The 23946-nt window shown below is 59.7% G+C and carries 22 protein-coding genes and 2 pseudogenes; 7 read left to right on the top strand and 17 right to left on the bottom strand.

Annotation, left to right across the window (positions count from 1 at the left end):
• Positions 1-3 precede the first annotated feature (3 nt).
• Both B4M43_RS01980 and cobA read left to right on the top strand, forming a co-directional pair.
• Positions 4-1671: pseudogene (locus B4M43_RS01980) on the top strand (protein kinase domain-containing protein).
• Positions 1672-1726: 55 nt separating this feature from the next.
• Complete coding sequence (cobA, locus tag B4M43_RS01975; RefSeq protein ID WP_296263667.1) at positions 1727-2506, top strand: uroporphyrinogen-III C-methyltransferase; 780 nt, start codon at positions 1727-1729, stop codon at positions 2504-2506.
• A gap of 215 nt (positions 2507-2721) precedes the next feature.
• Here the strand turns inward: cobA and B4M43_RS01970 are convergent, their stop codons facing one another.
• The 3 genes from B4M43_RS01970 to B4M43_RS01960 all read right to left on the bottom strand — a co-directional run bounded on the left by B4M43_RS01970 (position 2722) and on the right by B4M43_RS01960 (position 5160).
• On the bottom strand, positions 2722-3051 hold the full coding sequence (locus B4M43_RS01970; protein WP_296263665.1) for a hypothetical protein: 330 nt from the start codon (positions 3049-3051) through the stop codon (positions 2722-2724).
• Between the two features lie 276 nt (positions 3052-3327).
• Positions 3328-4593: an APC family permease gene (locus tag B4M43_RS01965; protein WP_296263925.1), complete on the bottom strand. Its 1266-nt coding sequence runs from the start codon at positions 4591-4593 to the stop codon at positions 3328-3330.
• A gap of 315 nt (positions 4594-4908) precedes the next feature.
• A complete protein-coding gene (locus B4M43_RS01960; RefSeq protein ID WP_296263663.1) occupies positions 4909-5160 on the bottom strand; it encodes a hypothetical protein in 252 nt (83 codons plus the stop codon).
• A gap of 341 nt (positions 5161-5501) precedes the next feature.
• Here B4M43_RS01960 and B4M43_RS01955 point away from each other — a divergent pair, with 341 nt between their 5' ends.
• The gene (locus B4M43_RS01955; RefSeq protein ID WP_296263661.1) at positions 5502-5771 is read left to right on the top strand and encodes a hypothetical protein; all 270 of its coding nucleotides are present in this window, start codon (positions 5502-5504) and stop codon (positions 5769-5771) included.
• Positions 5772-5866: 95 nt separating this feature from the next.
• On the opposite strand, the gene B4M43_RS01950 is transcribed toward B4M43_RS01955, so the two are convergent.
• The 3 genes from B4M43_RS01950 to B4M43_RS01940 form a co-directional block, all read right to left on the bottom strand.
• The gene (locus tag B4M43_RS01950; RefSeq protein WP_296263658.1) at positions 5867-6172 is read right to left on the bottom strand and encodes a DUF3077 domain-containing protein; all 306 of its coding nucleotides are present in this window, start codon (positions 6170-6172) and stop codon (positions 5867-5869) included.
• Positions 6173-6778: 606 nt separating this feature from the next.
• Entirely contained in the window at positions 6779-7015 is a 237-nt protein-coding gene (locus B4M43_RS01945; RefSeq protein WP_296263655.1) for a hypothetical protein, read from the bottom strand.
• Between the two features lie 117 nt (positions 7016-7132).
• The gene (locus B4M43_RS01940; protein ID WP_296263653.1) at positions 7133-7774 is read right to left on the bottom strand and encodes a DUF3885 domain-containing protein; all 642 of its coding nucleotides are present in this window, start codon (positions 7772-7774) and stop codon (positions 7133-7135) included.
• A 130-nt stretch (positions 7775-7904) separates the two neighbouring features.
• On the opposite strand from B4M43_RS01940, the pseudogene B4M43_RS21060 reads away from it, so the two are divergent.
• The 4 genes and pseudogenes from B4M43_RS21060 to B4M43_RS01925 all read left to right on the top strand — a co-directional run.
• A pseudogene (locus tag B4M43_RS21060) lies at positions 7905-8714 on the top strand (MCP four helix bundle domain-containing protein); the annotation flags it as partial.
• Positions 8688-9569 carry a methyl-accepting chemotaxis protein gene (locus tag B4M43_RS21055; RefSeq protein WP_414707808.1) on the top strand — a complete coding sequence of 294 codons (882 nt, stop codon included), beginning with the start codon at positions 8688-8690 and terminating at the stop codon, positions 9567-9569. The pseudogene B4M43_RS21060 and the gene B4M43_RS21055, both read left to right, overlap by 27 nt.
• A 1037-nt stretch (positions 9570-10606) precedes the next feature.
• Positions 10607-11473 carry an endonuclease/exonuclease/phosphatase family protein gene (locus B4M43_RS01930; RefSeq protein ID WP_296263648.1) on the top strand — a complete coding sequence of 289 codons (867 nt, stop codon included), beginning with the start codon at positions 10607-10609 and terminating at the stop codon, positions 11471-11473.
• A 2-nt stretch (positions 11474-11475) separates the two neighbouring features.
• Positions 11476-11898, top strand: coding sequence for a hypothetical protein (locus B4M43_RS01925; RefSeq protein ID WP_296263644.1), 423 nt, complete (start codon positions 11476-11478; stop codon positions 11896-11898).
• Positions 11899-12342: 444 nt separating this feature from the next.
• Here B4M43_RS01925 and B4M43_RS01920 read toward each other — a convergent pair whose 3' ends face one another.
• The 11 genes from B4M43_RS01920 to B4M43_RS01870 form a co-directional block, all read right to left on the bottom strand.
• The gene (locus B4M43_RS01920) at positions 12343-13881 is read right to left on the bottom strand and encodes a TIR domain-containing protein (RefSeq protein ID WP_296263642.1); all 1539 of its coding nucleotides are present in this window, start codon (positions 13879-13881) and stop codon (positions 12343-12345) included.
• Positions 13882-14111: 230 nt separating this feature from the next.
• A complete protein-coding gene (locus B4M43_RS01915) occupies positions 14112-14681 on the bottom strand; it encodes a lysis system i-spanin subunit Rz (RefSeq protein ID WP_296263641.1) in 570 nt (189 codons plus the stop codon).
• Positions 14678-15247, bottom strand: a complete 570-nt coding sequence (locus B4M43_RS01910) for a glycoside hydrolase family 19 protein (protein WP_296263640.1) — start codon at positions 15245-15247, stop codon at positions 14678-14680. The genes B4M43_RS01915 and B4M43_RS01910 overlap by 4 nt, the downstream gene beginning before the upstream one ends.
• Positions 15248-15272: 25 nt before the next feature.
• On the bottom strand, positions 15273-16325 hold the full coding sequence (locus B4M43_RS01905; RefSeq protein WP_296263639.1) for a phage late control D family protein: 1053 nt from the start codon (positions 16323-16325) through the stop codon (positions 15273-15275).
• A 59-nt stretch (positions 16326-16384) separates the two neighbouring features.
• Positions 16385-16597, bottom strand: coding sequence for a tail protein X (locus tag B4M43_RS01900; protein WP_296263637.1), 213 nt, complete (start codon positions 16595-16597; stop codon positions 16385-16387).
• The gene (locus tag B4M43_RS01895; RefSeq protein WP_296263634.1) at positions 16572-17417 is read right to left on the bottom strand and encodes a phage tail protein; all 846 of its coding nucleotides are present in this window, start codon (positions 17415-17417) and stop codon (positions 16572-16574) included. The genes B4M43_RS01900 and B4M43_RS01895 overlap by 26 nt, the downstream gene beginning before the upstream one ends.
• A gap of 9 nt (positions 17418-17426) precedes the next feature.
• Entirely contained in the window at positions 17427-20882 is a 3456-nt protein-coding gene (locus tag B4M43_RS01890) for a phage tail tape measure protein (protein WP_296263632.1), read from the bottom strand.
• A 131-nt stretch (positions 20883-21013) separates the two neighbouring features.
• Positions 21014-21310 (bottom strand): phage tail assembly protein, encoded by a 297-nt coding sequence (locus B4M43_RS01885; protein ID WP_296263630.1) that lies wholly within the window; start codon positions 21308-21310, stop codon positions 21014-21016.
• Between the two features lie 30 nt (positions 21311-21340).
• Entirely contained in the window at positions 21341-21850 is a 510-nt protein-coding gene (locus tag B4M43_RS01880) for a phage major tail tube protein (RefSeq protein WP_296263628.1), read from the bottom strand.
• A 12-nt stretch (positions 21851-21862) separates the two neighbouring features.
• Positions 21863-23029, bottom strand: a complete 1167-nt coding sequence (locus B4M43_RS01875) for a phage tail sheath family protein (protein WP_296263626.1) — start codon at positions 23027-23029, stop codon at positions 21863-21865.
• A gap of 86 nt (positions 23030-23115) precedes the next feature.
• Entirely contained in the window at positions 23116-23790 is a 675-nt protein-coding gene (locus tag B4M43_RS01870; protein WP_296263624.1) for a tail fiber assembly protein, read from the bottom strand.
• Between the last annotated feature and the right edge of the window lie 156 nt (positions 23791-23946).

Genomic DNA, 23946 nt, shown 5'->3' with positions numbered 1-23946 from the left:
GCCATGCCCTTGCACCTGAGCTACGCGCAGAGCAGCGCCAGCGGGCCACGCGCCGAGAACCAGGACGCCACGCGCCTGGTCAGCCCGGCCGCTTCGCTCGCGGCCAGCAAGGGCTACCTGTTCGCCTTGGCCGACGGCGTCAGCCAGTGCGCCGACGGCGGCCTGGCCGCGCGCTCCACGGTGCAGGCCCTGGCCCACGACTACTACGCCACTCCGCAGACCTGGGGCGTGGCCCAGGCGCTGGACCGCCTGCTGCTCGCGCAGAACCGCTGGCTGCACGCCAACGGCGTCGGCCAGCCCTTGCTCACCACCCTCAGCGCGCTGGTGCTGCGCGGCCGGCGCTTCACCCTGGCGCACATCGGCGATTGCCGGGTGTACCGCTGGCATGAGGGGCAATTGCAGCGCCTGAGCGAAGACCACGTCTGGAGCCAGCCGGGCATGCAGCACGTGCTCAAGCGCGCCATGGGCCTGGAACAGCATCTGGTGGTGGACTACCGCGAAGGCGAGCTGCGCGCAGGCGAACGCTTTCTGCTGGTCAGCGACGGGATCTGGGCGACCCTGGGCGAGGCGTCGATCGCCGGCGTGCTGCGCGACGAACCCGATCTGCAACTGGCCACCCAGGCCCTGGTGGCTGCCGCCCACCTCGCCGGCAGCCAGGACAACGCCAGCGCCGTACTGGTGCGCGTCGACGACCTCGGCGAAGCCAGCCTGGGCGATGCCCTCGACCAGGTGGCGCAGTGGCCGCTACCTCCGGCCTTGAAACCGGGGCAACGCTTCGAGGGCTGGCAGGTCGAGACGTTGCTGAGCCACACGCGCCAATCGCTGCTGTACCGCGTCCGCGACACGCAACGGTAACCCTGGCTGCTGAAGACCCTGCCCGCCCACTGCGACGGCGACGACGAAGCCGGCCAGCGCCTGCTCCAGGAAGAATGGTTCCTGCGCCGCGTGGCCGGGCGCCATTTCCCCGAGGTGCACCCCGCCAGCGAGCGCCAGCACCTCTACTACCTGATGCGCGAACATTCCGGCCTCACGCTGGCCGAGCACCACCGCCAGCACGGCACGCTGAGCCTGACCCAAGGCCTGGCCATCGCCCTGCACCTGCTGCGGGCGCTGGGCATGCTGCACCGGCGCAACGTCCTGCACCGTGACATCAAGCCCGACAATCTGCTGCTCGACGAAAACGGCGACCTGCGCGTCCTGGATTTCGGCCTGGCGTACTGCCCGGGGCTGTCCGCCCACACCCCCGGCGAACTGCCCGGCACACCCAGCTACATCGCCCCGGAAGCCTACGCAGGCGCCGCGCCGAGCGTGGCCCAGGACCTGTACAGCGCAGGCGTGACCCTTTACTTCCTGCTGACCGGCCACTACCCCCATGGCGAGATCGAGGCTTTCCAGCGCCCGCGCTTCGGCACCCCCGTACCCGCCAGCCGCTACCGCCCCGACCTGCCCGAATGGCTGGTGCACAACCTCGACAAGGCACTGGCCACCGACCCGGCCGAGCGCTTCGAAACCGCCGAGCACTGGCAACTGGCGCTGCAACACGGCGAACAGCAACCCACTCCCCGCCCGCGCCCGCTGCTGGAGCGCGAACCCTTGAAGGTGTGGCGCACCCTGGCCTTGGGCTCGCTGCTACTGAACGGGCTGCTGTCGATCTGGCTGCTGCACGCATGAAACCCATTATCCAGGGCCGCACCCGACGGCCCGCTCCCCCGATGAGGTACACCCCATGAACGCAAAAGTCTGGTTGGTAGGCGCCGGCCCCGGCGACCCCGAACTGCTGACCCTCAAGGCCATGCGCGCCTTGCGCGGCGCCGATGTGGTGATGATCGACCAACTGGTCAACCCCGCCGTGCTGGAGCATTGCCCCTCGGCGAAAGTGATCGGCGTCGGCAAGCGCGGCGGCTGCCGCTCCACGCCGCAGGCGTTCATCCACCGGCTGATGCTGCGCTATGCCCGCCAGGGCAAATGCGTGGTGCGCCTCAAAGGCGGCGACCCGTGCATCTTCGGGCGCGGCAGCGAAGAAGCCGAATGGTTGAAGGCGCGCGGTATCGAAGTGGAGTTGGTCAACGGCATCACGGCCGGGCTGGCGGGGGCCACGCAGTGCGACATTCCGCTGACCTTGCGTGGGGTGGCACGTGGCGTGACCCTGGTGACGGCGCATACCGAAGACGACAGCGCGTTGAACTGGCAGGCGCTGGCGCAGAGCGGCACCACGCTGGTGGTGTACATGGGCGTGGCGAAACTGGAGGAAGTGCGGCGGGAGCTGCTGGCGGGGGGCATGATCGGGGCGATGCCGGTGGCGATGATCGAGAATGCCTCCTTGCCGCAGCAGCGAGAGTGCTTCAGCGATTTGAACGGAATGCAGGAGGCGGCGCTGGCGTTCGGGCTGAAGGCGCCGGCGGTGTTGGTGATCGGCGAGGTGGTGGCGCAAGGTGCGAAGCAGGCAGTCAGCAACACAGTGAAGGCGCTGGTGGACCTGGACGACAGGCGAGTGGCGGGACTTTAAGTGCTTTCATGCCCGATGGATCTGTCGGGCCATGCAACCGTCATGTTCGCAAACGGTAACGGCGCTTCACCCAAGCCGATAGGCATCGGAGATTCGAGCGAAACTGCACGTACAGGGTGGGAGCCCCCTCGACGACGAGACGAGCCGGCACCCCCCCCATACGTTCATCGGCAAGTTGGACCCGACACTGGATCAGCCCAAGTTGCCCGGGCCCATCAATCGACCCGCACGAACACATTCTTCGCCATGTCGCTGCCACCGATCGCTTCCAGACGTTTGCCACCGTCCAGCACCCGAACGTTGAGCAACGCCATGCCGTTCTTGTCTCGAGCCGTCACGACATCGTCCTTGCGTTCCCACTCGTCGACCTTCAGCTTGTTGCCATTGGCGATGATGTAGTCATCGGAGAACTCGACCTTCTGCGTAGGGCCTTTCATGCCCATCACGGTCGTGGTCTGTTCGTAAGTGCCTTCCAGCGCATCGTTACCGCAGCCTGCCAATACGCTGAATGACAAGGCCGCAACGAGAAATTTGAAGTGGCGCACAAAATATCCTTATCAAGAGTGGGAGATGCGTCACGTCTGAGGTTTTGAAAGGCTGAAAGTTCAGGGCCGCTCCTTGGCTGGAAACTGTGCACTGCAAGTCGGTCGCCACCTGCAAGCGCCTGTGTGGGTGCGCGATGATTCTGGCCAACGAATCGCAGTCTTTTTCGACCAGCTGTTCAACGGTACCAAAGGGTTGGATCGATCATGCCCTTGCCTGCGCTGCACTTGGTAAGTGCAGGCACACCTCCGGCACTGGTCGACCGCTGTCGAGCCCTTTCAATCAGACGTGCCGGCCATGTGTCGCCGGCCCCGCGTGCAGAGATAAAGCAACACCCCCAGCACCATCAACCCACCCGCCCGCAGCCAGGTGTCCCAGCCCTGCTGGCTGAGCAGCAGCAGGCACGACAGAATCGCCAGCACCGGCACGAAGGTCGGCACGCGGAAGTGCTCCTCCGCCACGGCATCGCGGCGCAGTACCAGCACCGCGACGTTCGTGCTGAGGAACACGAACAGCAACAGCAGCACCACCGTCTGCGCCAGGGTGGCCAAGGTACCGGTGAGCGTCAGGGCAATCGCCACCAGCGTGGTCGCGACGATCGCCACCCAGGGCGTACGCCGCCCCGGCAGCACCGCGCCCAACGCGCCCGGCAGCAGTCGCAGATTGGCCATGCCATAGGTGAGCCGGCTGGCCATGATCATGGTCAGCAGCGCGCCGTTGGCGACCGCCACCAACGCGATGAAGGCGAACAGCATGGGCGGAATGTTCAGCCCCGACTCGCGCACCACTTCCAGCAGCGGCGCCGAGGTGGCGACGAGCTTATCGGTCGGCAAGACGCTCGACGCCGCCACCCCCACCGCCATGTACACCACGCCCGCCGTGAGCAGCGCGGCGAACAAGGCGCGCGGGTAGACGGTACGCACGTCCTTGATTTCCTCGGCCAGGTTGGCGGACGTTTCGAAACCCACGAAGGAATAGAACGCCAGCAATGCCGCGCCAAGCACGGCGAGCATGGGGTTGATGCCCGGCTTGAACGCCAAGGTACGGCCCAGGTCCGCATCGCCCGTGCGGAAATACCAGGCCGCGGCCACCACCACCAACAGCAGGCCCGACAGTTCGATGAGCGTCATCACCAGGTTCGCCCCCAGGGATTCCTTGATGCCCCGGGCATTGAGCGCGGCGATGGCGACGAGGAAGACGGTGGCGGCCAGATACGGCGAGACATCGATGAAGGCGCTCAGGTAATCCCCGGCGAACGCCAGCGACAACCCCGCCGCACTGGTGAAGGCCGCCGCGAGCATGCAGAAGCCGACCAGGAACGACAGTAGCGGCGACTTGAAAGCTTTCTCCGCAAAGACCGACGCCGCGCCGGCGTGCGGGTATTTGGTCACCAACTCGGCGTAGGAGCCGGCGGTGAGCATGGCGAAGAACAGTGCGATCAGCAGCGGTACCCAGATTGCCCCGCCCACTTCGCCTGCGATGGTGCCGGCGAGTGCGTAGACACCTGCGCCGAGGACGTCGCCGAGGATGAAGAGGAAGAGCATGGGGCCGGTGATGGCGCGGCGTAGGGAGGGCTTGGCGGCGGTGGTGGGCACGGTCGACTCCTGTCGGGGGTGGGTGGCTTTGAGGTTTGGGCCTTGGCCATTGGGCTTTGGGCTTTGGGCTTTGGGCTTTGGGCTTTGGGCTTTGGGCTTGGAAGCTTGAGGCCTGGGAGTTGGAGCCTAGCGTTCGGGTCCGTTGCTTGGTGCTTGGTGCTTGGTGCTTGGTGCTTGGTGCTTGGTGCTTGGTGCTTGGGATGATGAGGGCTGTGGTTAATGCCAGAGGATGTGCGGTGGAGCTGACGGGCGGGTGCCGATAGCTCAGAGTTTGGGGATATCGCCCATAGCCTCTGCAATGGTTGCCAGACCCTCTTCGATACCCGCGATGTCGGTTTGCAGCTTGGCGAATGCGAGATCCAAGGCTTCGTTGTTGTCCACGGTCTGATGGCCGCGCAAAGTGATAGCGCGCTCTTGCTCCGTGACATGCAGTTCATGAACGCTTTCGCGCAGCGCCAGGAGCTGATCGAAGATGGCTGCTAGCTGGGTGTTGCTGTCAAGGCGAGTACTGGACATCGAGATCTCCTTCCGTTAGCCATCAGGGCTACAGCCCACGCCCTTCAACCTCCGATAAACCCTCACCCACGAAGTTCAGACAAAACGCCGTCCTGTAGGAGCCAAAGCGCCGTCCTGTAGGAGCGGCCGGTTCGGCGCTCCGATCAGCCGCGATGGGCTGCAAAGCAGCCCCACCCCAACCAAAACCCCATCACCCGCCAACCAACAACGCCCCCCAACACCACAAAACCTCACTAAACCAGCCCATATGCCGAAAAACCCGCCACTCAAATAACCAGCGCTTCCCCCCAAACCCCGAGACATGGCCAAATCCAAAACCTCCCCCAACCAGGCCCTCCCCCATGCCAACCCCCATCCCCGCCCAACCCCTCAACCGCCTCACCTGCCCCGGCTGCGGCTGGACCCTCGCCATCCTCGCCCAAACCGACACCCCCATCAGCAAGTGCCCCTGGTGCGGTAACAACGAGTTCAACGACCAACCGCCCACCCACAGCGGCGCGGGCCAGATGCTGGAATGCAAACGGCATGGAACGGTGGTGGTGCAAGTGTTGGATAAAGGGATCGAGACTGAGGACTTCCTGGATAACCTGTATTGCCCGTTTTGCCCGTGAGCCTTTCTCGGTTTCGTTTCGATGTTGCCAAAGACGAACAGTGAACATTACGCAAGCCGACATCACCTGTGACTATCTGACGTCGGGACTACCTGCTAACTGCCCTGAACCGGAGCAATCATCCGCGCCATCGCGATGTCCTCGACCAAAGCCTTCGCCATCCCACTCAAAAAGTGAGCGGCAACGATCAAGGATTCGTCCGGCTCCAGGCTCGCCTCACGTGTGAGTTTGTACACACAGTTCATCAGCACATTGGCTTGTTCCAGCAAATAATCCTGGTCATGGCCTGGCTCGACTCGGAAAAGGCGGTGGCTGCTATTGCCCTTGGCTCCTTCGCCGAAGGTGGCTGATCCGATGGATTCGGTTTTTGCTTTGGCACACTTCGAAGAATGACTGCTCACAAATGAATCCCCCTCCTCCATACCTTGATGGCCTGCGCCAAGCCGGCCATTAAGGCGACATCGCTCTGAATGTATGGTGGCGTTTTCGGTTACCAGCGGAGCAGCGTTCGATGCCTATCGCTTGACAAACGTTTGCGAGCTTCGGGATTCAGGTGGGCATGAGGGGTATAACGAGAGAACGAAGCTGGGGAAGGTCTGCACAACAGGACAGTGCGCTGGATGGCTAGCGAAGCAGTGGGCGGCGGGTCTGGGACAATTTTCAGCATGCGAGCTCCTTATTCTTGAACGGACCCGCCACGCTTTCGCTGTCAAACAAAAGGGTGGCGGCTGTACGCGGGTTGACAGACCGGAGAAATAAGGAAAAACCGGCGCACACGAGGTGCCCCACGCACAGCCACCATAACGCATGGCTCGTACGGTCCTTTTTCTCTCGGCCTGTCACAACCGGTCGCTAATGGGAAGCGACGGGATCGGAGACTATGACCTATGAAAATTGACCGCAAGAGATTGATGGCTGGGGGAGTATCTTTGGGAAATGGACTACAAGGAATAGGAAAATTCTGACTTTCCAATGATGCGGAAAAGGCTGCGAACGCGGTCAGGTATTCAATCCCAGCCCCGCTCTTTGTAGGGGATCATGTCTTGCTCAGGAAAATCACTCAGGTACTCGCCCCATTGCATGTGCGCATAGTAGAGAGTCATGGCCTCGAAATAGCTTTCAGCTTCGACCTCCCAGATCAGCTTTGCTCTAGGCTGCATCAGCGCGCGCGCGCGCTCGCCGCGCGTGCCTGCCAGGCAAAAGGTCTGACAGCCATCCGGTTCCTGCCAAAGTTCATGGTTCATCTTGTAATGCCCGCCTCGAGAGCCGCTCAAATATCGGGATGTCAGCCAAACATCCATCAAGCCCGGACTGAACTGCGGAGTTTGGCTTGATAGCTAACCGAGCTTCCTCGCCAAACATTAAATTTTTCTCGCATCCAAGGCCACCGGGCCAAATGTCTTCTCCATAATTTCCAGGTCGTAGCCAAGCATGTATTCTTGATGGATATGGTAAAGATTGCGTAGCGCCTCTGCATTGGGCCCTACGACATCCATGCCTCTATCATCGTAGGGAAAGGCTACAACGCCTTTTTCCAAATCAAATAAATACAAATCGCAGCAGGTATGGATTTCTTCGTCCAGGTCTTTTGCCAACGCACAGGTCAGGAGCGCTTCAAGCGACGTAGCAGGACTCTCAAAGGCAAGGTACAGCCAGTAATCCGGGCGTGCTTCATCACACCCATCGTCCTCATCCCTTTCCTCGCTCCACAACCACCGCTGAGCGGGGATATGAATACCTGCACGCCTTAACGCAAGAAGGCTTTTTCGATGACAAAAGCGATTATCGTCGGAGTAAGTGCGTAGGCAGACAGTGATGACGTGGTCGTCTGCAAAGATACTCTTGCAGATGGCTTGGGATTTACGCAGTGCTACCGCCAGCTGCTCGCTGGCATCCTCTCCTTCGGAAAGTCCAAACCGTAGGCCTGCGGGATAAGCGTAAAACAGGGGCCTGTTGAAGATCGTCGTGCCGAAAATCTTCCTGATTCTATCTCTCGGGTTCACCAACAATTCCTTGAAAACCGTGTGAAGCGAGCTTCGTCTACAGGGGCAGCGTTACATTGCACGCAACTTAACTTACCAGCCCTGATGTAGCCACCCCTCATGCTCCCCTTCGGACGGCCGATAACGCGGTATGGGCTCGGTAGGCGAGCCTACTGCCGGAACCGCACCAATGAACCTTCGCTCACTGAACATCGCCCCTCGGGCCTCGCTGTGTTTCGGCCTGATCACCCTGCTGGTGATCACCTTGGGCGGGTTCGCCTACCTGCAATTGGGCAAGCTGCGCGGTACCGAACAGGACATCGAGAACAACTGGCTGGCCAGTACCCGGACCGCCGACGATATCCAGATCGCGGTGCTGAAGGCGCGACTGGAGAGCATTCGCCTGCTGGCTGCCACCCGGCCGGAAGACCGCACAACCGCCATCGCCCAATTGGGCAGCGCCCGCGACACCCTCAACGAGCGCACCGACTATTACCGCCAACATCTGATTGCGGACGACCAGGAGCGCCAGACCTTCGAAACGGCCGCCGCGCGCATGGCCACCTTCCTGGACGGTCTGGCGCACATCGTCACCCTCGATGCTACTGACCACGAACAAGCGGTGGCGTACGCCAACAACGAACAAAAGGCGCATGCCGAGGCCTACCAGACAGCACTCACCCGCCTGCGCGAACACAACGAAAAAGGCGCTGCTGCAGCGGGCGCTCAGGCCACTGACGTGTATACCCGCAGCAACGAAGTGATTGCCATCGTTGTGGCCGCAGCGCTGCTGCTCACCATCGTGCTTGCCGTGCTGCTCACGCGCAGCATCGTAGTGCCACTGGCCGCATCGCTGTCGATGGCCGAGAACATCGCCCACGGCGATCTGCGCGCTTCGGTGGCCGTGGTGGGTGTCGACGAGGCCAGCCGACTGATGACGGCGCTGAACGCCATGCAGGGCAACTTGCGCACGACCATAAGCGAAATTTCAGACGCTTCGACGCAATTGAGCGCCGCCGCCGTCGAGATGACCGCCATCACCGAAAGCGCCAACCGCACCCTGCACCAGCAGAACGGCGAGATCGAACAAGCCGCGACAGCGGTGAACCAGATGAGCACGGCCGTCGACGAAGTAGCACGCAACGCTACCTCCACCTCGCAAGCGGCCAAAGAATCGACCATCGCGGCTGAGATGGGTAACCAGAAGGTTACGCAAACCCTGGTGGCCATGCGCAGCCTCAAAGACCGCGTAGACCTCACTGCTGAGCAGGTGCAGCAATTGGCCGGGCAAACCCAGGAGATCAGCAAGGTGCTGGGTGTGATCGGGGCCATTGCCGAACAGACCAACCTGTTGGCCCTGAACGCTGCAATCGAGGCTGCGCGTGCGGGCGAGCAAGGCCGCGGCTTCGCGGTGGTGGCCGATGAAGTGCGTGCGTTGGCGCATCGCACGCAAACCTCTACGGGCGAAATCGAGGGCATGATCGCTTCGATCCAGGCGCGCAGTACCGCTGTGGTGACGGCCATGGGTGACAGCTTGCGTGAGGTGAGTACCACCCAGGGTACGGCGGACGATGCCGGGCAATCGTTGCAGGTGATTACCCAGGCCGCGCAGATGATCGACGACCGGAATCAGCAGATTGCGACGGCTTCCGAAGAGCAGGCTTATGTTGCGCGTGAGGTGGATCGGGCTTTGGTGAGCATTCGTGACTTGGCGCTGCAAAGCAGCGAGGGGACGCGGCAGACGTTGATTGCCAGTGGGGAGTTGTCTCAGTTGGCGATCAATTTGAATCAGATGGTGGCGCGGTTTCGGACTTGATTTTCTGTTGTTGGGACGGATTACGGGCAGGGGTGTTGGGGGAAGTGTATGGAGAAATACGCTTTGCGCAATCTGGCCAACCACCTCCTGGTGAGGTGTCGGTTCAGACTAACGACGCCTTTCGAGGCTGGGCAGCCTGCTTTCGGACGAGCGTTCGGGCCTTTTGATTGAGTGCTTCTAACTATAGAATCAAAGCCAGAGATTCCATGCCCTGAGCCGTCATCTGCTTTAGCCTCGTACCCATGATGGATTGGGAATACTTTGGCTGAGCGCCTTATACGGCAAGGCTTCTAGGGCACCCATCACCGGCCGGTACCATTTATGTACCACCTGGCGCGATTCCCAGTTCTCAGCTTGGATGAAAACCGCTGGTTTATCCTAGGCCAAAACCCCTTGGTGAGGTTGCTACTAAGTGCAATCCAGCCGCTCCGGTCGCCTCGGGAAAAACTAGATTAGACGGATTTGCAATCCGATAATAAAATTATTATTTATCAATGACTTAAAGCGATACAGCTTCCGCACGAATGTGTTTTTAGATTCTTCGTAGGTCAATGAATCCAGAGGGATGCGGTGCAGTTGCGGAACAGATTTTCAAAGTTTCCGGCTCCTCGTAGATGCCGGCAACCCGAGCATCTCCAGACGCTCTGTAGCACTCATATCTTTCTTCCTACCCGCCTCCGCCAGCTCCAAGAGGTCCTAGATTGCTTGTTCGGAGGCCGAAAGCCGGTTTGAAGATCACTGATCCCGACCGCTGAAGGACATGGTAGAGGAATCGAGTGTGCCTTCGCTGGAGCCTTTGAGTTCAGAGGCCCACAGCACAATCTATCAAGCCTACAGAACCGTTTTTGTACCAACGAGCTGCATTCCTACCTGCGGAATACTGGTGATGTACACCTGTCAAACTTCACAATTCACCTACAACAGGCTGGTTTGAGATGGCCTTTTGCGTCGTAGAGGGTATTATCTGGAGAGGAGCCGTCTGCTTACGCCCTAGCATATGACTAGTTTCGATAACAAAACCTAACGATGGACCCATAATGGAACTGAAATGCGCATGGTGGAATTGCAAATTAAGCCCCCCAAAAAATGGCGCAACCAAATATCCCGTCACTGAAAAATTTTACTGTGTTATCAACGCACTTCTTCAGCGGGACGTGGATGTCCTTGGGTTGTGCGAGGTCGACCGCGAAAATATTCAGCACTTACAAATGACACTAGACCAGAGCGATCATTCAAGATATCAAGTACTAGACCTATATACCCCAGGAAAATCTATCGACGATTTTTGCTTAATATTCAACTCAGAAAAACTTTCATTATCCACGGACGCTTTAGCTGCCAACATCAAAGATTCGCATACGGACCAATGGTTGAAAGCTGGAGTGTTCGTAGGACTCACACCCACATATGGTGAAGAAATATTTTTTGGGCTATCTCATTGGCAAAGTCGAGGCACATACACTGACGGGAGCACCGAGAGGCTCCGGCTTGGTGATGCCCTACGTACTAAAGCAATGACAATTCTGGATCAAAACCCCGACAGTCCTATCGTGTTGCTCGGAGACTATAACGATGAGCCGTTCGATATATCTATCGTGAGAGGAATTGGTGCTAGCAGGGACATAAATTACGTCAAAAAGTCGAGCAAGTATTTTTACAACCCTTTCTGGTCTCGTCTATCGCCACACCCGGAAGGTCCTCCTGGCACCTTCATTCATCCAAAAGTCGTGGGTAGTGGCGGAGCCATTTTTGACCAGATACTCTTCTCATCTCATTTCGTCAGAGAGTGGGAATTCAAAGAGCATGCGACCATTTTATCAGACATTACTTTCTTTGAATCCAGCACTCAATGGAAAGACGTTTCCGATCATTATCCCATACTCAGTCATGTCGCAAGGATTTAATCATGAGCTTTTTGGAATTTATTCAAGCCGGAATGGACAAGGCTACTGAAGCCAAAAGCAATATCAAAGCGGTAGATCTGTTACTAACTGATATTTCAAAAGAAATCAAAGTAGCAACAAACAAAGAAATTAGATTGCAGAAGACAACTTCACTTATTGCCAGCCTAAAAAGAACGACTGCCTCTTTCGACACTTCCAGCGCACCAACAGAATTTTTCGACAGCGACCAACTTTGCCTTGCTCTGGATAACACCCTTGTTTCAGTTGCAAGATGGCGACAAAGCAAGGAAGGTTTTCCTTGCATCTTGACCTTAGATGGCGCCGAGTTCATTTGTAACAATATAAATGAACTTGCAGACGCGATGAAAATTCTTCTTTCTTCCGCTAAATTTGGAAAGACTCTCACGGATCTGATGAAGAGCTAACATTTAAGAAAAGCCGGCCCCACATATCCCGGTTAGTCAGCTAGTACCCCGTTCGGGTAGTTCGCTAATCTAGGCGTGCGGGAATCATTGGGCAAAACTACTTTATATATAAACGAATCAACCGTTCGTGGCACTAGAAGAGAAGGTGAAGGCGCCAAAACTCCAGAACCACAGGGCTTGGGCGCCTTTTTTCATTCTAGCAGCTGCGTGTGCACAGGCACAATCTGGCATCGAATTGCGTGTGGTCTATACCAATGGAGACAAGCCACCATGCTGTGGTCTTGCCGAACCAAGGTAGAAATTTAGAAATCGCCCGGCACTCGCAATAATTTGGTATAGGCTCACAAAACTAGTAAATATTAATCAGGCAGATGGCCCGATTAGGTTTCATAAGGCCGGGTTAAACCCTTAATTTATTCTGAGATCTCAAAACTCGCTCCAAAATTAAACCTGGGCATCCTCATCAGTTTCGATATTTCCCTCACGCTCTTCAACAATCTTCTTGCAAAGCATGTCAACGACGCGAATCAAATCTTCTTGAAGCTGCTCATTCTTAATACTAGCGAAGCCTACACTTGCAGCTATATCGAACAACGACGGACAAAAATCATCAACCATGATCGGAATAACAGAATTATCACCAAACCTATTTTTGAAGTGCTGAGATTCGAATTTCGTCCAAATCTTGCGAGGATAGCTACCACTAAGCAGAGGCAACACATAGTCGGCCTCGCTTCTATAAATAGGCGCCAAGTACTCTTCAACATCATTACCCAATATCCTATGGGATTCATTTTCATCGTAAAACACTGTCAATTCACGTTGCTGTAGGCTCTCATAAATACTACGAGCTAGGTTGCGATCTTCGCCCGCAAACGAAAGCGCAAAGTCGTATTTACCTTTAAAGTCTATACTATCGTAACCAACTTGCCGCGCAAATTTTGACCACACCAGATGGCGTATAAAGTAGAGAAACTTGGGATCCTCGACCGTCAAAAGTTGACTTACACTATCAAAGTGAATAATCGCTGAAACACGGGCATTAGAATGCAAAAGAGTTGATAAATGTTCTTTTTCAATAACCTGAGAAACACTGGCCTTTAATGTAGGGTTTGCCCTGATAGCTTCTCGCGTATCCAAATCACCTTCAGAGGTAGCGGATAGCCATTTTAATAGGTGCAAGTAGGGAGCGCGCCCTTCACGCCGGAGTTTGTTCCCTGTTGCAAAATCTCTAGCAACAGGATAAAACGCCGGAGCCAGATCACGAATTACAGCCTCTCTTACTGCTGGTAAGCTCGCTTCTACTTTCTTAACATCTGTTCCTTTTTCAAGGACATCAGCCTGCAAGCACGCCTCATGGCAAAGTACTTGCGCCATAGCAAAGCTGCCCTCTGCTTCTTCAGCGATAGCCTCTGATGCAGAGATCGAACAGTTTAAAGCAACCTCACCCCTCTGAATTAGCTCTTGAATTCTTTCGATATTAGTACGACCAAACCGAATCATCTCAACACGATGCAAAAGATCAGGTGCATAATCGATTAGGGACTGTCCAGCCCGATTAATACCAATTAAAACAAGTTTCGTTGACTCATCTTCTTCATCAGATAAAAGCTTGATTTTATCTCCAAGCTTTTGACGAACCTTCTCATCAAGCCGGTGAAAGTCATCGATTATAATAAGTCCAAGGCCATCTTTATCTGGAATAGCCTCAATCTCTTTAATATCAGCCGCTTTGCGTCCAGATAGAAACCTACAGGACATCCCTGACACTCGGTCAATCGCGCGAAGAATTGAAGAGGTTTTTCCAATACCAGAAGGCCCCTCTACAATCATGCCTCGACCAGGCGTCCGTAGTGCCACAACCACTCTATTGAACTCACTCGGCTCGACAAACGTATAGGTAGGAACACCGCTTTTTTTAAAGACATGCTGAAGCTGGGTAGGCTGCTCAACATTGTCAGTATCGGAGGCTGTAGTGGTCATCATCATCAACCAAGAAAAAAACCGAGTGTAGCCAAGCGGCCGGCGTCTGGAAAGATGGAAAATAGCTTTACCGTAACTCAGTATCTCGACGTGTGCACCTGGCACACTGATGAACTCGGCCGGCTGCCTTGCGGTTTTGCTTTTGCACACCACGATTTTGCTGCTGTGGAGATATGAAAAGCGCCCGAACCCCGACATATCGAAGCTTGCGCTCTTCGTCTGACTCTTTATTATTTAGTGATTTCGTTTACATAGACTTGGCAGGCCTTGAGGGCGATCAGTCCTCGGTCACCTTCGTCAGTGATCCTGACAATTCGTTGAGCATGCGCTGGGTCAAGGTCGGCTCGAATGGCTCCATGAACCACGCCTGCGGCGCCGGGGGATTCTCGCAGCCTACCGTTACAACTCGCGCCGGCAACGGTGGTTCGGTCGACAAGGACTGACAGCCGCAAATCGCTAGTGGCCAGCTGATCACGCAAGCGAGCTTGGCTTTTCTGAGCATCGTTCAACTCCTTGGAATGGGTCCTCGCCTGCAGGTCGAGGCGCTCTTCCAGCGCGCGGCGCTGGTCACGTTGCTGGGTCAGCTGGTCCAGCGCTGCAGCGGCCGCTTCTGCGCGCTCACGTGCGTACCCCTCACCCAGTTCTTTCAGTTGCCGGACGTACCCCGTCGACTGCTCGGCCAACTGGCGGGTATAGCTGTTCTCCTGCCAAAGCCAGGCGCATGCCCCGCCGACGACTACACCGGCCACGACGCCGGCGGCCAGCGTCGACACGGACGGCAGCCACGCCGGCAGGATCATTGCAGCACCTCCAGCGCACGCCGGTAGAGCGCCTGCCGATCCGCCAAGCCATTGGTGCCGCCGTTGATCTTGCGGGTGATCCGCTCGAATACCGCATCGTTCGCACTGGTCACCTTGTCGGCCAGGCTGTTGAGCCCCGCGCGCTGCCAGAACCATCCGGCCGACAGCGAGGCATACACCGGCTGCTCGAGCAGCTCCGGCGTGTTGAGCAAACGGCTGTCACCAAACAGCGCCTCGCTGCAGTCGCGATAGTTGGCTCGGCCCGTGACCTGAATCAGGCCACGGCCGCGGTACAGCTGGCCGTCGCCATCCGCCTCGGGCGAGTTGCCGAGGCGCTCGGCCAAGCGCCCGGTATCGTACTTGCCCAGGTACTTGTCGTTGCCCAGTTCGCGCACGTACTGCAGCTGCCCCGACTCATGCCCGACCTGGGCCAGGAATGCGGCCATTCGCCGCCGCGTGACGATGGCGTACTTGCCCAAGGTGGCATTGAGGCCAGGAACGAAAACGCCGGCTTTGCGGCCGGCGTTCGGGAGGATTTCAAGCAACTGCTTTTCGGTAATAGGCATGGTCTTTCTCCTGCTATGGGTGGGGCTACGCGGCCGATACGTCGACGGTGCGTAGCGGTTTGGTCTGCTTTTTCTTCTTGCCTTTGGCCTTGGCCTTGCCCTTTTTGCCGCCGTTGCACTCAACCGTCGTCGACCAGCCCGAGGGCATGAAGACTTGTTCCACGCTGTCCACCAGGTACTCGCCATCGAGCCCGTTTTTGAAGCCCTGGGCGTTGATCGAGCGTTCGGCAAAAAGGTCGGTGCGCCCGAGCATTTCCAGCCGCACGCCAGCGGTGCTGCGGTTGAATGCCGCCAAGCGCGCTTTTGCCGCCTGCTCGGCAGCGCCCTTGTCCGGGTAGATATGGCGGTCGGTATGCACAGCGGGCAGGCCTTCGGGCGCCTCGTCGTTGTCCAGCTCCACGACCCTCAGCGCGCCGGTCTTCTTGTCTTGGTGCTGCGCCTTCACCGCCTTTTGCGTCGTGCGGTCGCCCAGGCGGAAGCTGTAGCGGTTCATGTCACCGGGCTGCAGGGTGATCGCGCCGAAGGTCTTGCCGGCGGGCGTGCTGCCACCCTGGCGTGGCATGACCAGCAATTGCCCGTCGCCCACCTTGGCCGTGCAGTCATACTGCTTGGCCAGCCGAGTGATGAAGTTAAAGTCGGACTCGTTGCGCTGGTCGACGCGGGCCACCTTGGTCTGCACGGTGCAGCCAGGTTTCCAGCCATTGCGCGCGGCCAGATCGCTGACGATTTGCGCAAGCGGCACGCCTTCCCAGCTGCCGCTACGGATGGTCTTGCCGCTGCCGCGCATGTCGCTGGCCTTCCCGCGTAACGTGAGCGTCGCCGGCGGGCCAGTCACCTCGATTTCATCCACCCGGTAACTGCCCAGGCGCGCCAGCGGCTTGCCCTCGTAGCCCAAAAAGGCCTCGATCAAGGCGCCGCGCGCGGGAAGCGTGACGGCTTGGTCGCGATCATCGATGCGCAGTTCGAATTCGTCCGAGTCCATGCCGGGCTTGTCCAGGGTGCGCAGCAACAGCAGGCGGTCGTTGATCAACAGGGTGATATCCCGGCCATCGGCGACGATACGAAAGGTGGGTTTCATGGTGACTCCAGAAAGGGAAAACCCCGCACGGGGCGAGGTCTGTTATGCGTAACGCGGTGTCAGTCCCAAAGGGTGACGTGTTCGGCCTCAGCCTCAGCGGCTGGCAGATCGGGTAGGTATATCAGCACGCCGGCACGGAACGGCTGCGGCTCTTCGGCCAGACCTTGATTGGCCTCCATCACCAGCTCAACGGCGCCCATTAAGTGGCCGTAGTAGGACTGGCACAGCGTGTCGAGCACGTCGCCGTCAGACGTTCTGCAGGTCGTCGCCATACTTCGTGAACTCCAGGGTAAAGCCTTGTTTTCGTGGGATGCCGCCGGCGAGCAACGACGATTGATCCTCGTCGACCTTGCGCAGACACCAGTTGCCCAGCACTGCGCCGTAGCCGGTGGTCAGGCTTACGGGCAGCAGCAGGCGGCCAATGGCGCGTAGCGCGTCCAGCTGGCTGATACCGCCTCGGAACAACGGGAAGACGGCCCCCTTGATCGTCAGCGTGTCCTCGCCCTGCCCCACGGCCTGCTGGGCAATATCGCGCGTCAGACGTTCTTGGGCAGCCCAGCGGTATGCTGTGCGCCGCTGCAGCTCGTCAAACGCTGCTGTGTCGAGGTTGAAGTAAAAGGGCTGTGACCCTGCCTTGAGCGGCTGCAGGGTCAGCAAGTGGGGGAACGGTGTTGAAGCGGCGGCTGCAGGCGTGACATTTGGCGCAAAGGCGCTACTTGGCACAACGCTGGCCAGCGACGGACTGACCTTGCCGGCCACCCGGTTGATGGCCGACCCCGCCTTACTGGCCTGCTCCCCCAGCGTGCCCAAGCGCTCGCGCACCTGGGTGGCCGCACTAGTGACCTGGCTGTATTTGGACGCCACCATGCCTACGGTCGATTGCGCCGCGTTGATTGCCCGCATGTTGCGCTGCAGCTTGGCCCCTACGGCCGGCCCGATGATGGGCAGGCCTTCCAGCTCCGATGCGGCGCCGGTCATGTCGCTGACGGCGCCGTTAAGCGGTCCCAGCATGCCGTCGACCGTGGTACGGCCGGCCTCACCGGCCGCCACCAACGACGACAGCGTCGACTTCATCAATTCCATGTAAGGCATGGCACCTCCTTAAGTATGCGCTTCGTCGTAGAGCTGGGCGCTGAACCGGTTACCTGCGAACTCACGCTGCAGACGCTCGAACAGGCCGCGCAGCGGCGTTTCCATCGCGGCCACGGTCTGATAGGGGTCTTTCACATCCCCTTCAATCGTGACCGGCATGCTCAGGGCAATGGAAAACGACTGTTCAACCTTGGGAGGCTCGGACTTGTTGCGCTCGGCCGGCTTGGGCGCCGCCGGTGCTGCAGCAACCGGCGCAGGGACTTCAACCAGCGAACGCACTACGTCGCCCATAGCGCTGGCCTGCTCTGCAGCATCCCGACGCATTCCCGGCGCCACTGCAGGGCGCTCCCGACTTTCAGGCTTAGGCACCTGCACAACCACTGGCGCCGGCGCTACGGCCACCGGTGGCCGGAACACCTGGCCAGGCTCAGGGACAGGGGCCGGCGCGACTGGCTTCTGTTCGGACCTACCCTGCGCCGGCACTGCCGCTGCTGGCTCCTGCTTAGGCTTGCCCGGCACAGGTGCTGGCACGGCCGGCTCCGGTCTCGGACTGGCCAGCAGAGGCGTTGCCACAGGTGGTTGCCGACTGAATTTGACCGGCGCCGGCGGTGAGTTCCTTTCGACTTTCACGACCGGTGCCGGCTGCTGCTGATCCGGTGCTGTTACCGTAACAGCAGGGGGTTGCACCGCTACCGGCGCTTGCGGCGGGGCCAGGCCGAGGGTGACCGGCGCCGGCGCCCTGGCGATAGGCTCCGGCAAAGTTGCTACCGGGCTCTGCGTCACGGTCACAGGCTGAGCAGGCGGCACCACGACTGACGGTTGAACAGTGGATGGCACATCCTTGGACAACTTGAGCACTGGCGCCGGCATCGCCGCCACAGGGGCCGGTACTGCCGACTGCGGAGCGGCTTCGTCTTGCTTATCGCCGTCCTCCTTTTTGTCCTGCTGGGGCTTCTCTTCGTCTTCGTCATCACCAAACAACGAGCGACCCAGCCAGCCCCCGAGGGACTCACCACCCAGGCTGCCCAAGGCCATGCCAATGGCACCGCCTATTGCAGTGCCGATCACAGGAACTACCGAGCCAATAGCCGCGCCTGCTGCAGCGCCGGCGAGACTTCCCGCCAGCCCGCCGGCCGCTTGGCCATACCCCTCGGCCTTTTCTTCCCGCGTGCCATCGCTCATTGCCGTATCGAGCATGGATGCGCCCGCATCCATGATGTTGCCGCCGGGCAAACGCTTGCCGACAGCTGCAATGCCGCCCATCAAGTTCATGGCCGAACCTATCCGCCCCAGCCCCCTTGGCACGGGCGGGGTAGGCGGCGCGGGACGCGGTCCGGGTGATGGTGGGCGCGGACCTGGGGACGGGCGCGGCCCAGGCGATGGTGGGCGCGGGCCTGGGGAGGGACGCGGGCCAGGCGACGGCGGATTAGCGCCGGATGCGTTTCGGCGCCGCGCGGCACGACGGCCGCGAGGATTGCGCCTGCGCCCGTTTCGGCTGCCTTCATCGGCGCCGCCTCGCCCAGCGAAATCGGAGGCATTGACCACAAATACTTTCTGCGGCCCGCTGTCTTCTCGATCCCCTCCGCCATCATCGTTGCCATCGTCGCCCCCAGCTTCGCGAACGGCATCGAGTACCTTAAGCCCCGTGTCGATAAGGCTAAAAGGTCGCTTGGCCGGGGCAGCCGCCTCCGATTCCTCGCCATCGGCGTCCGGCTTTTCCTCGCCCTTGAACGACTTGAGGCCGGTTTCCACCAGCCCCAGCAGTTTCTCCCGGCGTGTTTTGGGCTCTTCGCCACCCCCGTCGCCATCGCTCGGGTTGGTGACAAAGACCTTTTGTACATCCTTGGCATCACCGCCACGGTCGAGCAGTTTCCCACGGGCAATATCGAGTAAGCCGCGCCCGATTTTGAATGCGCTCGCAACCGACTTGAACGCCAGAACGGCAGACACGACGCCGGTAATGCCCATCACCACCGCCGGAAGGTCGTCCGACATTTTGGTGATGCCTTGGGCCACTGCCGTCAGCCCCTTCGCCGCCATATCGGTGGCAGGGCGAATGGCATCGCCAATGCTGCGCATCGCATCGTCGGCCGCTTGCGCGGTTTCGGCCCACATCTGCGCCGACGTGCCGCGCCGCTCGGCCAGGTTCTTGTCGAGGATGCCGGACGACTTCATGGCGTCGGCTTTCAGCTCGTTGTAGAGCCCCCGGTTCTGACCGTAGGCAGTCAGCGCCGCCTTGACCTGCATGTCGGCAAACAGATCGCCGGTGCGCAGGGTCTTTTCCAGCGCCTCCAGCGCTGCTCTGGCTTTCTCCGGGTCGGCCTGTTTGTCGATCTTGGATTGGGCATCCTTGATCTTTTGCGCCTTGGCAGGGTCCGTGGCCTGCACGTACTGCATGGCCAGGCCCATGGACGCTTCAATGACGTTCATGCCCTTTTGCAGGCCGGTATTGAGCGAAGCCTGATAGTCGATGCCAACATCCTTGTAGGCTTTGACCACGTCGCTTGCGCCGATCTTCTCCATCCAGTTTTTGAAGTTGTTGGCCGCCTCGTCCGAGCTGCCGGCAGTCTTCATCTGCACTTGCAGCATCGAGCCCAGCGAGGACACGGCATCCAGACCGGTGATGCCGTTCTTTTCCATGCCCGCCAGCAGCTGCGGGAACCACTTGGCCATGTCGCTGGCCTCGAAGCTCCCCGCCTGGCCTTGATAGGCGATGGCCTCAAGGGCCTGGTGCATGACCTTCGGATCGGTGATCTTGGCGTTCTGCTGCAGTGCCATGATCATGCTGGCCGTGTCGACGCCTGACGACCCCTGCCCGACCGCGAACTTTGCCGCCGTCTTGGAGTAGGCCATGGCCTTGTCCAGCTCCATGCCGGCGCCGACTAGCTGGTTGATCAGGTCGGCCACGTCGTTGCGCGCCATGCCGGTTTCGTTCGACGTTTGAATGACCGAACGGCTTAGCTGCACCTCTTCGGGCTGGTTGGCGGCATCGGCCTTGATCGCAATGTCACGGATGATCGCTTGATAATCCGCGCTGATCTTGGTGGGCACGGCGGTCAGGCCAATACCCACTGCAGCAGTGCCGGCCGTGGACTTGAGCGAGGCCCGGCCGGCGGCGATACGTTCGTGCCCTTTGACCTGCAGGTCGGCGGCCTTGGCATCCCGGCCCAGGCGTTGGTATTCCTTGCCCAGGCGGCCGACCTCGACGCCTTGCCGACGCAGGGCATCGAGGTTGCCATTGAGCTTGCGCAGCAGCTTGTCGGCACCGGCGGCGCCCGTTTCGTGCGCCTTCCTCCACTCTCTCTGCAGCGTTATGGTTTCGCCAATGGTGCTCTGCAGTACCTTGGCCTTGTCGCCCTTTTTCTTGAGCTTGTCGATGCCGCTTTCGACCGTGCGGAACGCAGCCCCGACCGACGACGCAACAGCGCCGCCAATCACCAGCGATAACGCCAGTTTGCTTGCCATCGGTTACCCCCTTAGCGGCTCAATCCGTGAGCCACCAGACCATATCCTCCCAGGGCATGGTCATGATTTCGGCAGACGAAAAACCCAGTTCGGTGGCCAGCCGCTTGGCCAGCCCCTTTTGCACCTTTGCGTCAAACTTCGTCTTCGCGCACCAGGCGAAAGTATCCAGTCTGCAGACGGGTGTAGTCCTTGAGGTCCATGCCCTCCAGATCCTTGGTGCTGACTTCGGCTAGGTTGGCGAATAGATTCATTTCGCCCTGCTCTTCATCGCCGCCGGCAGTGCTGGATGCGATGCGCATATCCCGCACAGTCGGTACACGGAGGCGAATTTTATCGGTCCCGACGCCGTTCAAATCGGTCGGTCTGGTGAGCGTGACGGTGACGCCGGTCGCGTCCAGTTGCAGGTACTTGGGCAGTGGCTTGGTCATGGTTCGGTTCCTTGAATAAGAGAGGGGGGGTTACAGCCCCAGGGCCTGGCGTTGCGCGGCCAGCTGGTCGACGCCGTCGATCACGCGGCGCATGCCCAGGGCATCGATCTCGTACACCGTGCGGCCATCGACTTCGAGCTTGTAGTAGGTCAACGCCACGGCATGCTTGATCTCGGCCTTGTCGCCGGGCTTCCAGTCGCCCATGTCGACCTCTTTGAGCGAGCCGCGCAGGGTGACGGCGACAGGCTTGATCGCGCCTTTCAGGCCCTTGAAGGCGCCACGGAACGTGCCGTTGAACGCGGTTCCATCGGCCAGGCCAAAGAACTTCAAGGACTCACGGCGCACGCCGGTGGTGGTGAAGTTCGCTTCCTGCTTCTCCATACCCATGTCCAGCTCGACGGGCATATCCATGCCGCCTGGCCGGTGCTCTTCCATCTTGAGCGTGAGCTTGGGCAGGGTCAGGCTGGGTACGTCGCCCTGGAAGCTGACGCCGTCCACGAACAGGTTCAGGTTGGCCAGGGTTTCGGGAATCATTGCCATGTCGTGCGCTCCTTAAGCGGCGGTGTCGAGGACTTCGGTCAGCCACTGGTTGGTGACTTCAACGCGGAAATTGGGGTTTTCGGCCGGAGGCACGTCGGTAAAGCGGATGTTCCAGTACACCTTGCCCTGGCCCAGCTGGCTGGCCGTGTTCAACTCGGTGTCTGCGTACACTTCGAAGTTGATGATTGCGCCCTGGGCCTTGAGGTCGCGCATGAAGTTCTGCAGGCCTTCGGTCACGTCCTTGACGTAAGTGGCCGTGATCGAGCGGTCGACCGCCCACTTGTGGCCGTACAGGATCGCGTCCATGACGATATCCATGGTGCGCACGCGAGTGACGAAGGCCCATTTCGCATCGCTCGACAGGGTGCGGTTGCCCCACAGGCGGAAACCGTCTTCGCGGATGATCGTGGCGATCTTTGCGTTGTTGAGCAGGTTGGCCCGGCACGTCTCGTCGCCGTCGAGGAACTCGATAGGGCGGGTGGTGCCGGTAACTCCGACGAACTCTTTGTTCGACGGCGAGGCCCAGAAGCCATACTCGCTGTCGGTCCAGGCGAACAGGCCGGCGACCCAAGCAGACGCTGGCGCGTCGACGGTGGCGCTTTTGGCGGTGTCCCAATACTGCACGCCGGGGTCGACCATGAACGCGCGTTTGGCGCCAAATCCGGCGGCATAGGCGATGGCCGCTTCGTCAGTCGTGCGTGGACCGTCGATAATGGCGATACCGCGCAGCTTGTCCGCCAGCGCCACCAGCGCCGTGCCGACTGCCTGGGTGGCGGTGTGCTTGGGCGCGATCAGCAAACGGGGCTGTGCGTTGAACCGGCTTTTACCGTCGCGCAGCGCCTGCAGGCCGGTACGCGTGCCATTGGCCAGCACGCCGCCAATGATGGCCGAGGTCTGTTCGGCCGGATCGGTCAGCTTGGCCACGCCACAGGCAACGATTGCCGCCTTGGCTCGGGTAAAGATCGCCTGGCAGGCCTTGGTGATCGCCGCGTCGGCGCCGAAGGCGGCAATGGCTTCGCGCTCGGTGGTGATCAGCACCAGGTCGTTGGCTTTGGCGGTGGCACCGGCGTCCGGCGTGAAGGTGTCGACCAGGCCAATGATCGAGGACGACGGCAGGGCAATGCTGCGCGCGCCGGCGTCGACGCTCGTTACGGTAACGCCGTGAAAGAAACCACTCATAAAATCAATCTCCAGATATGGAAAAAGCCCCGCGCGCGGGGCTTGTGGTACTGCGGAAATGAAAACGCCCCGTCAGTGCGGGGCGTCTATTCGGCTTGCGAAGCCAGCCAGGTGGCCAGCGCTTCGTCGTTGGGACTGCTCGGCCAGTCGTCGTCGGCCGGGGCGTTGGTAGTGATGTCCAAGCGCGCCAGCTTTACGCGGTAGATCTTCCACGCCTTGAGCGCATCGGCTTCGGCTTCGCTGACCATGTCCAGATCTACGGCATCCTGCAGGGTGTTGATGCGCCCGGTGGCGTACTGGTTGGCCAGCAGCTGCTTGCGGTAAGCCGTGCGGCGCGCCGCCTCAGCAATGGCCGCCTCGTCCGGCACCCACTTGTCTTCCTGCCAGGTGTCGAACGCCGTTTCTGGCGCCTGGGCGGTGTAGCCGTCCGGCAGATCGCCCAGTTCTTGCCACTGCTGCGGCTCGCCAGTTTTGGTGCTGTACACCAAAGCGCCGCGATGGTCGGCCACAAGCTGCCAGGCCTTGCCATCCTCGACCGCGACCGCTACGAAGCCTTCCACTACTTCCGGCGGCTCTAGTTGGCAGCTATGCGCTGGGAACAGCCATTCACCCGGCTCTAAGGGGCTGGGGTCAGCCAAACTGCTCGACAGGAATTCACCCGTGCTTGGTGCCAGGTTGCAGATCTGCGGGGCCATGACGCCCGGCAACTGCCACCAGGGCGTCAGGTCGTCGATGGAATTGGTGGTTTCTTGCTCTTGCATAGTGCGGTCCTGTCTCAGTATTTGATGCACGGCAGATAGGCGGTGTTGTACGGGCGCGCCTCGCTCTCACCGGACGCGGCGATAATAACGGAGTGCTTGTGAGCCCCGCCCGAGCTGGTGGAAACGGTTTGGTACCCGTCGCTTTCTTGGTCGCCG

The sequence above is a fragment of the Pseudomonas sp. UBA6562 genome (genome assembly GCF_002434265.1).
Classification (GTDB): Bacteria; Pseudomonadota; Gammaproteobacteria; order Pseudomonadales; family Pseudomonadaceae; genus Aquipseudomonas.
Note: the sequence above shows the minus strand (reverse complement) of the source record. Positions and strands in the feature narration are given on the sequence as shown.

What these genes read in the sequence shown, in the direction of transcription:
- B4M43_RS01930 (WP_296263648.1), top strand. Translation starts at nt 10,607, where the DNA reads ATGGAACTGAAATGCGCATGGTGGAATTGCAAATTAAGCCCCCCAAAA.
- B4M43_RS01955 (WP_296263661.1), top strand. Translation starts at nt 5,502, where the DNA reads ATGCCAACCCCCATCCCCGCCCAACCCCTCAACCGCCTCACCTGCCCC.
- B4M43_RS01900 (WP_296263637.1), bottom strand. Translation starts at nt 16,597, where the DNA reads ATGGCGACGACCTGCAGAACGTCTGACGGCGACGTGCTCGACACGCTG.
- B4M43_RS01870 (WP_296263624.1), bottom strand. Translation starts at nt 23,790, where the DNA reads ATGCAAGAGCAAGAAACCACCAATTCCATCGACGACCTGACGCCCTGG.
- B4M43_RS01910 (WP_296263640.1), bottom strand. Translation starts at nt 15,247, where the DNA reads ATGCCTATTACCGAAAAGCAGTTGCTTGAAATCCTCCCGAACGCCGGC.
- B4M43_RS01925 (WP_296263644.1), top strand. Translation starts at nt 11,476, where the DNA reads ATGAGCTTTTTGGAATTTATTCAAGCCGGAATGGACAAGGCTACTGAA.
- B4M43_RS01905 (WP_296263639.1), bottom strand. Translation starts at nt 16,325, where the DNA reads ATGAAACCCACCTTTCGTATCGTCGCCGATGGCCGGGATATCACCCTG.
- B4M43_RS01895 (WP_296263634.1), bottom strand. Translation starts at nt 17,417, where the DNA reads ATGCCTTACATGGAATTGATGAAGTCGACGCTGTCGTCGTTGGTGGCG.
- B4M43_RS01960 (WP_296263663.1), bottom strand. Translation starts at nt 5,160, where the DNA reads ATGTCCAGTACTCGCCTTGACAGCAACACCCAGCTAGCAGCCATCTTC.
- B4M43_RS01885 (WP_296263630.1), bottom strand. Translation starts at nt 21,310, where the DNA reads ATGACCAAGCCACTGCCCAAGTACCTGCAACTGGACGCGACCGGCGTC.
- B4M43_RS01915 (WP_296263641.1), bottom strand. Translation starts at nt 14,681, where the DNA reads ATGATCCTGCCGGCGTGGCTGCCGTCCGTGTCGACGCTGGCCGCCGGC.
- B4M43_RS21055 (WP_414707808.1), top strand. Translation starts at nt 8,688, where the DNA reads ATGACGGCGCTGAACGCCATGCAGGGCAACTTGCGCACGACCATAAGC.
- B4M43_RS01945 (WP_296263655.1), bottom strand. Translation starts at nt 7,015, where the DNA reads ATGAACCATGAACTTTGGCAGGAACCGGATGGCTGTCAGACCTTTTGC.
- B4M43_RS01920 (WP_296263642.1), bottom strand. Translation starts at nt 13,881, where the DNA reads ATGACCACTACAGCCTCCGATACTGACAATGTTGAGCAGCCTACCCAG.
- B4M43_RS01965 (WP_296263925.1), bottom strand. Translation starts at nt 4,593, where the DNA reads ATGCTCTTCCTCTTCATCCTCGGCGACGTCCTCGGCGCAGGTGTCTAC.
- B4M43_RS01880 (WP_296263628.1), bottom strand. Translation starts at nt 21,850, where the DNA reads ATGGCAATGATTCCCGAAACCCTGGCCAACCTGAACCTGTTCGTGGAC.
- B4M43_RS01890 (WP_296263632.1), bottom strand. Translation starts at nt 20,882, where the DNA reads ATGGCAAGCAAACTGGCGTTATCGCTGGTGATTGGCGGCGCTGTTGCG.
- cobA (WP_296263667.1), top strand. Translation starts at nt 1,727, where the DNA reads ATGAACGCAAAAGTCTGGTTGGTAGGCGCCGGCCCCGGCGACCCCGAA.
- B4M43_RS01875 (WP_296263626.1), bottom strand. Translation starts at nt 23,029, where the DNA reads ATGAGTGGTTTCTTTCACGGCGTTACCGTAACGAGCGTCGACGCCGGC.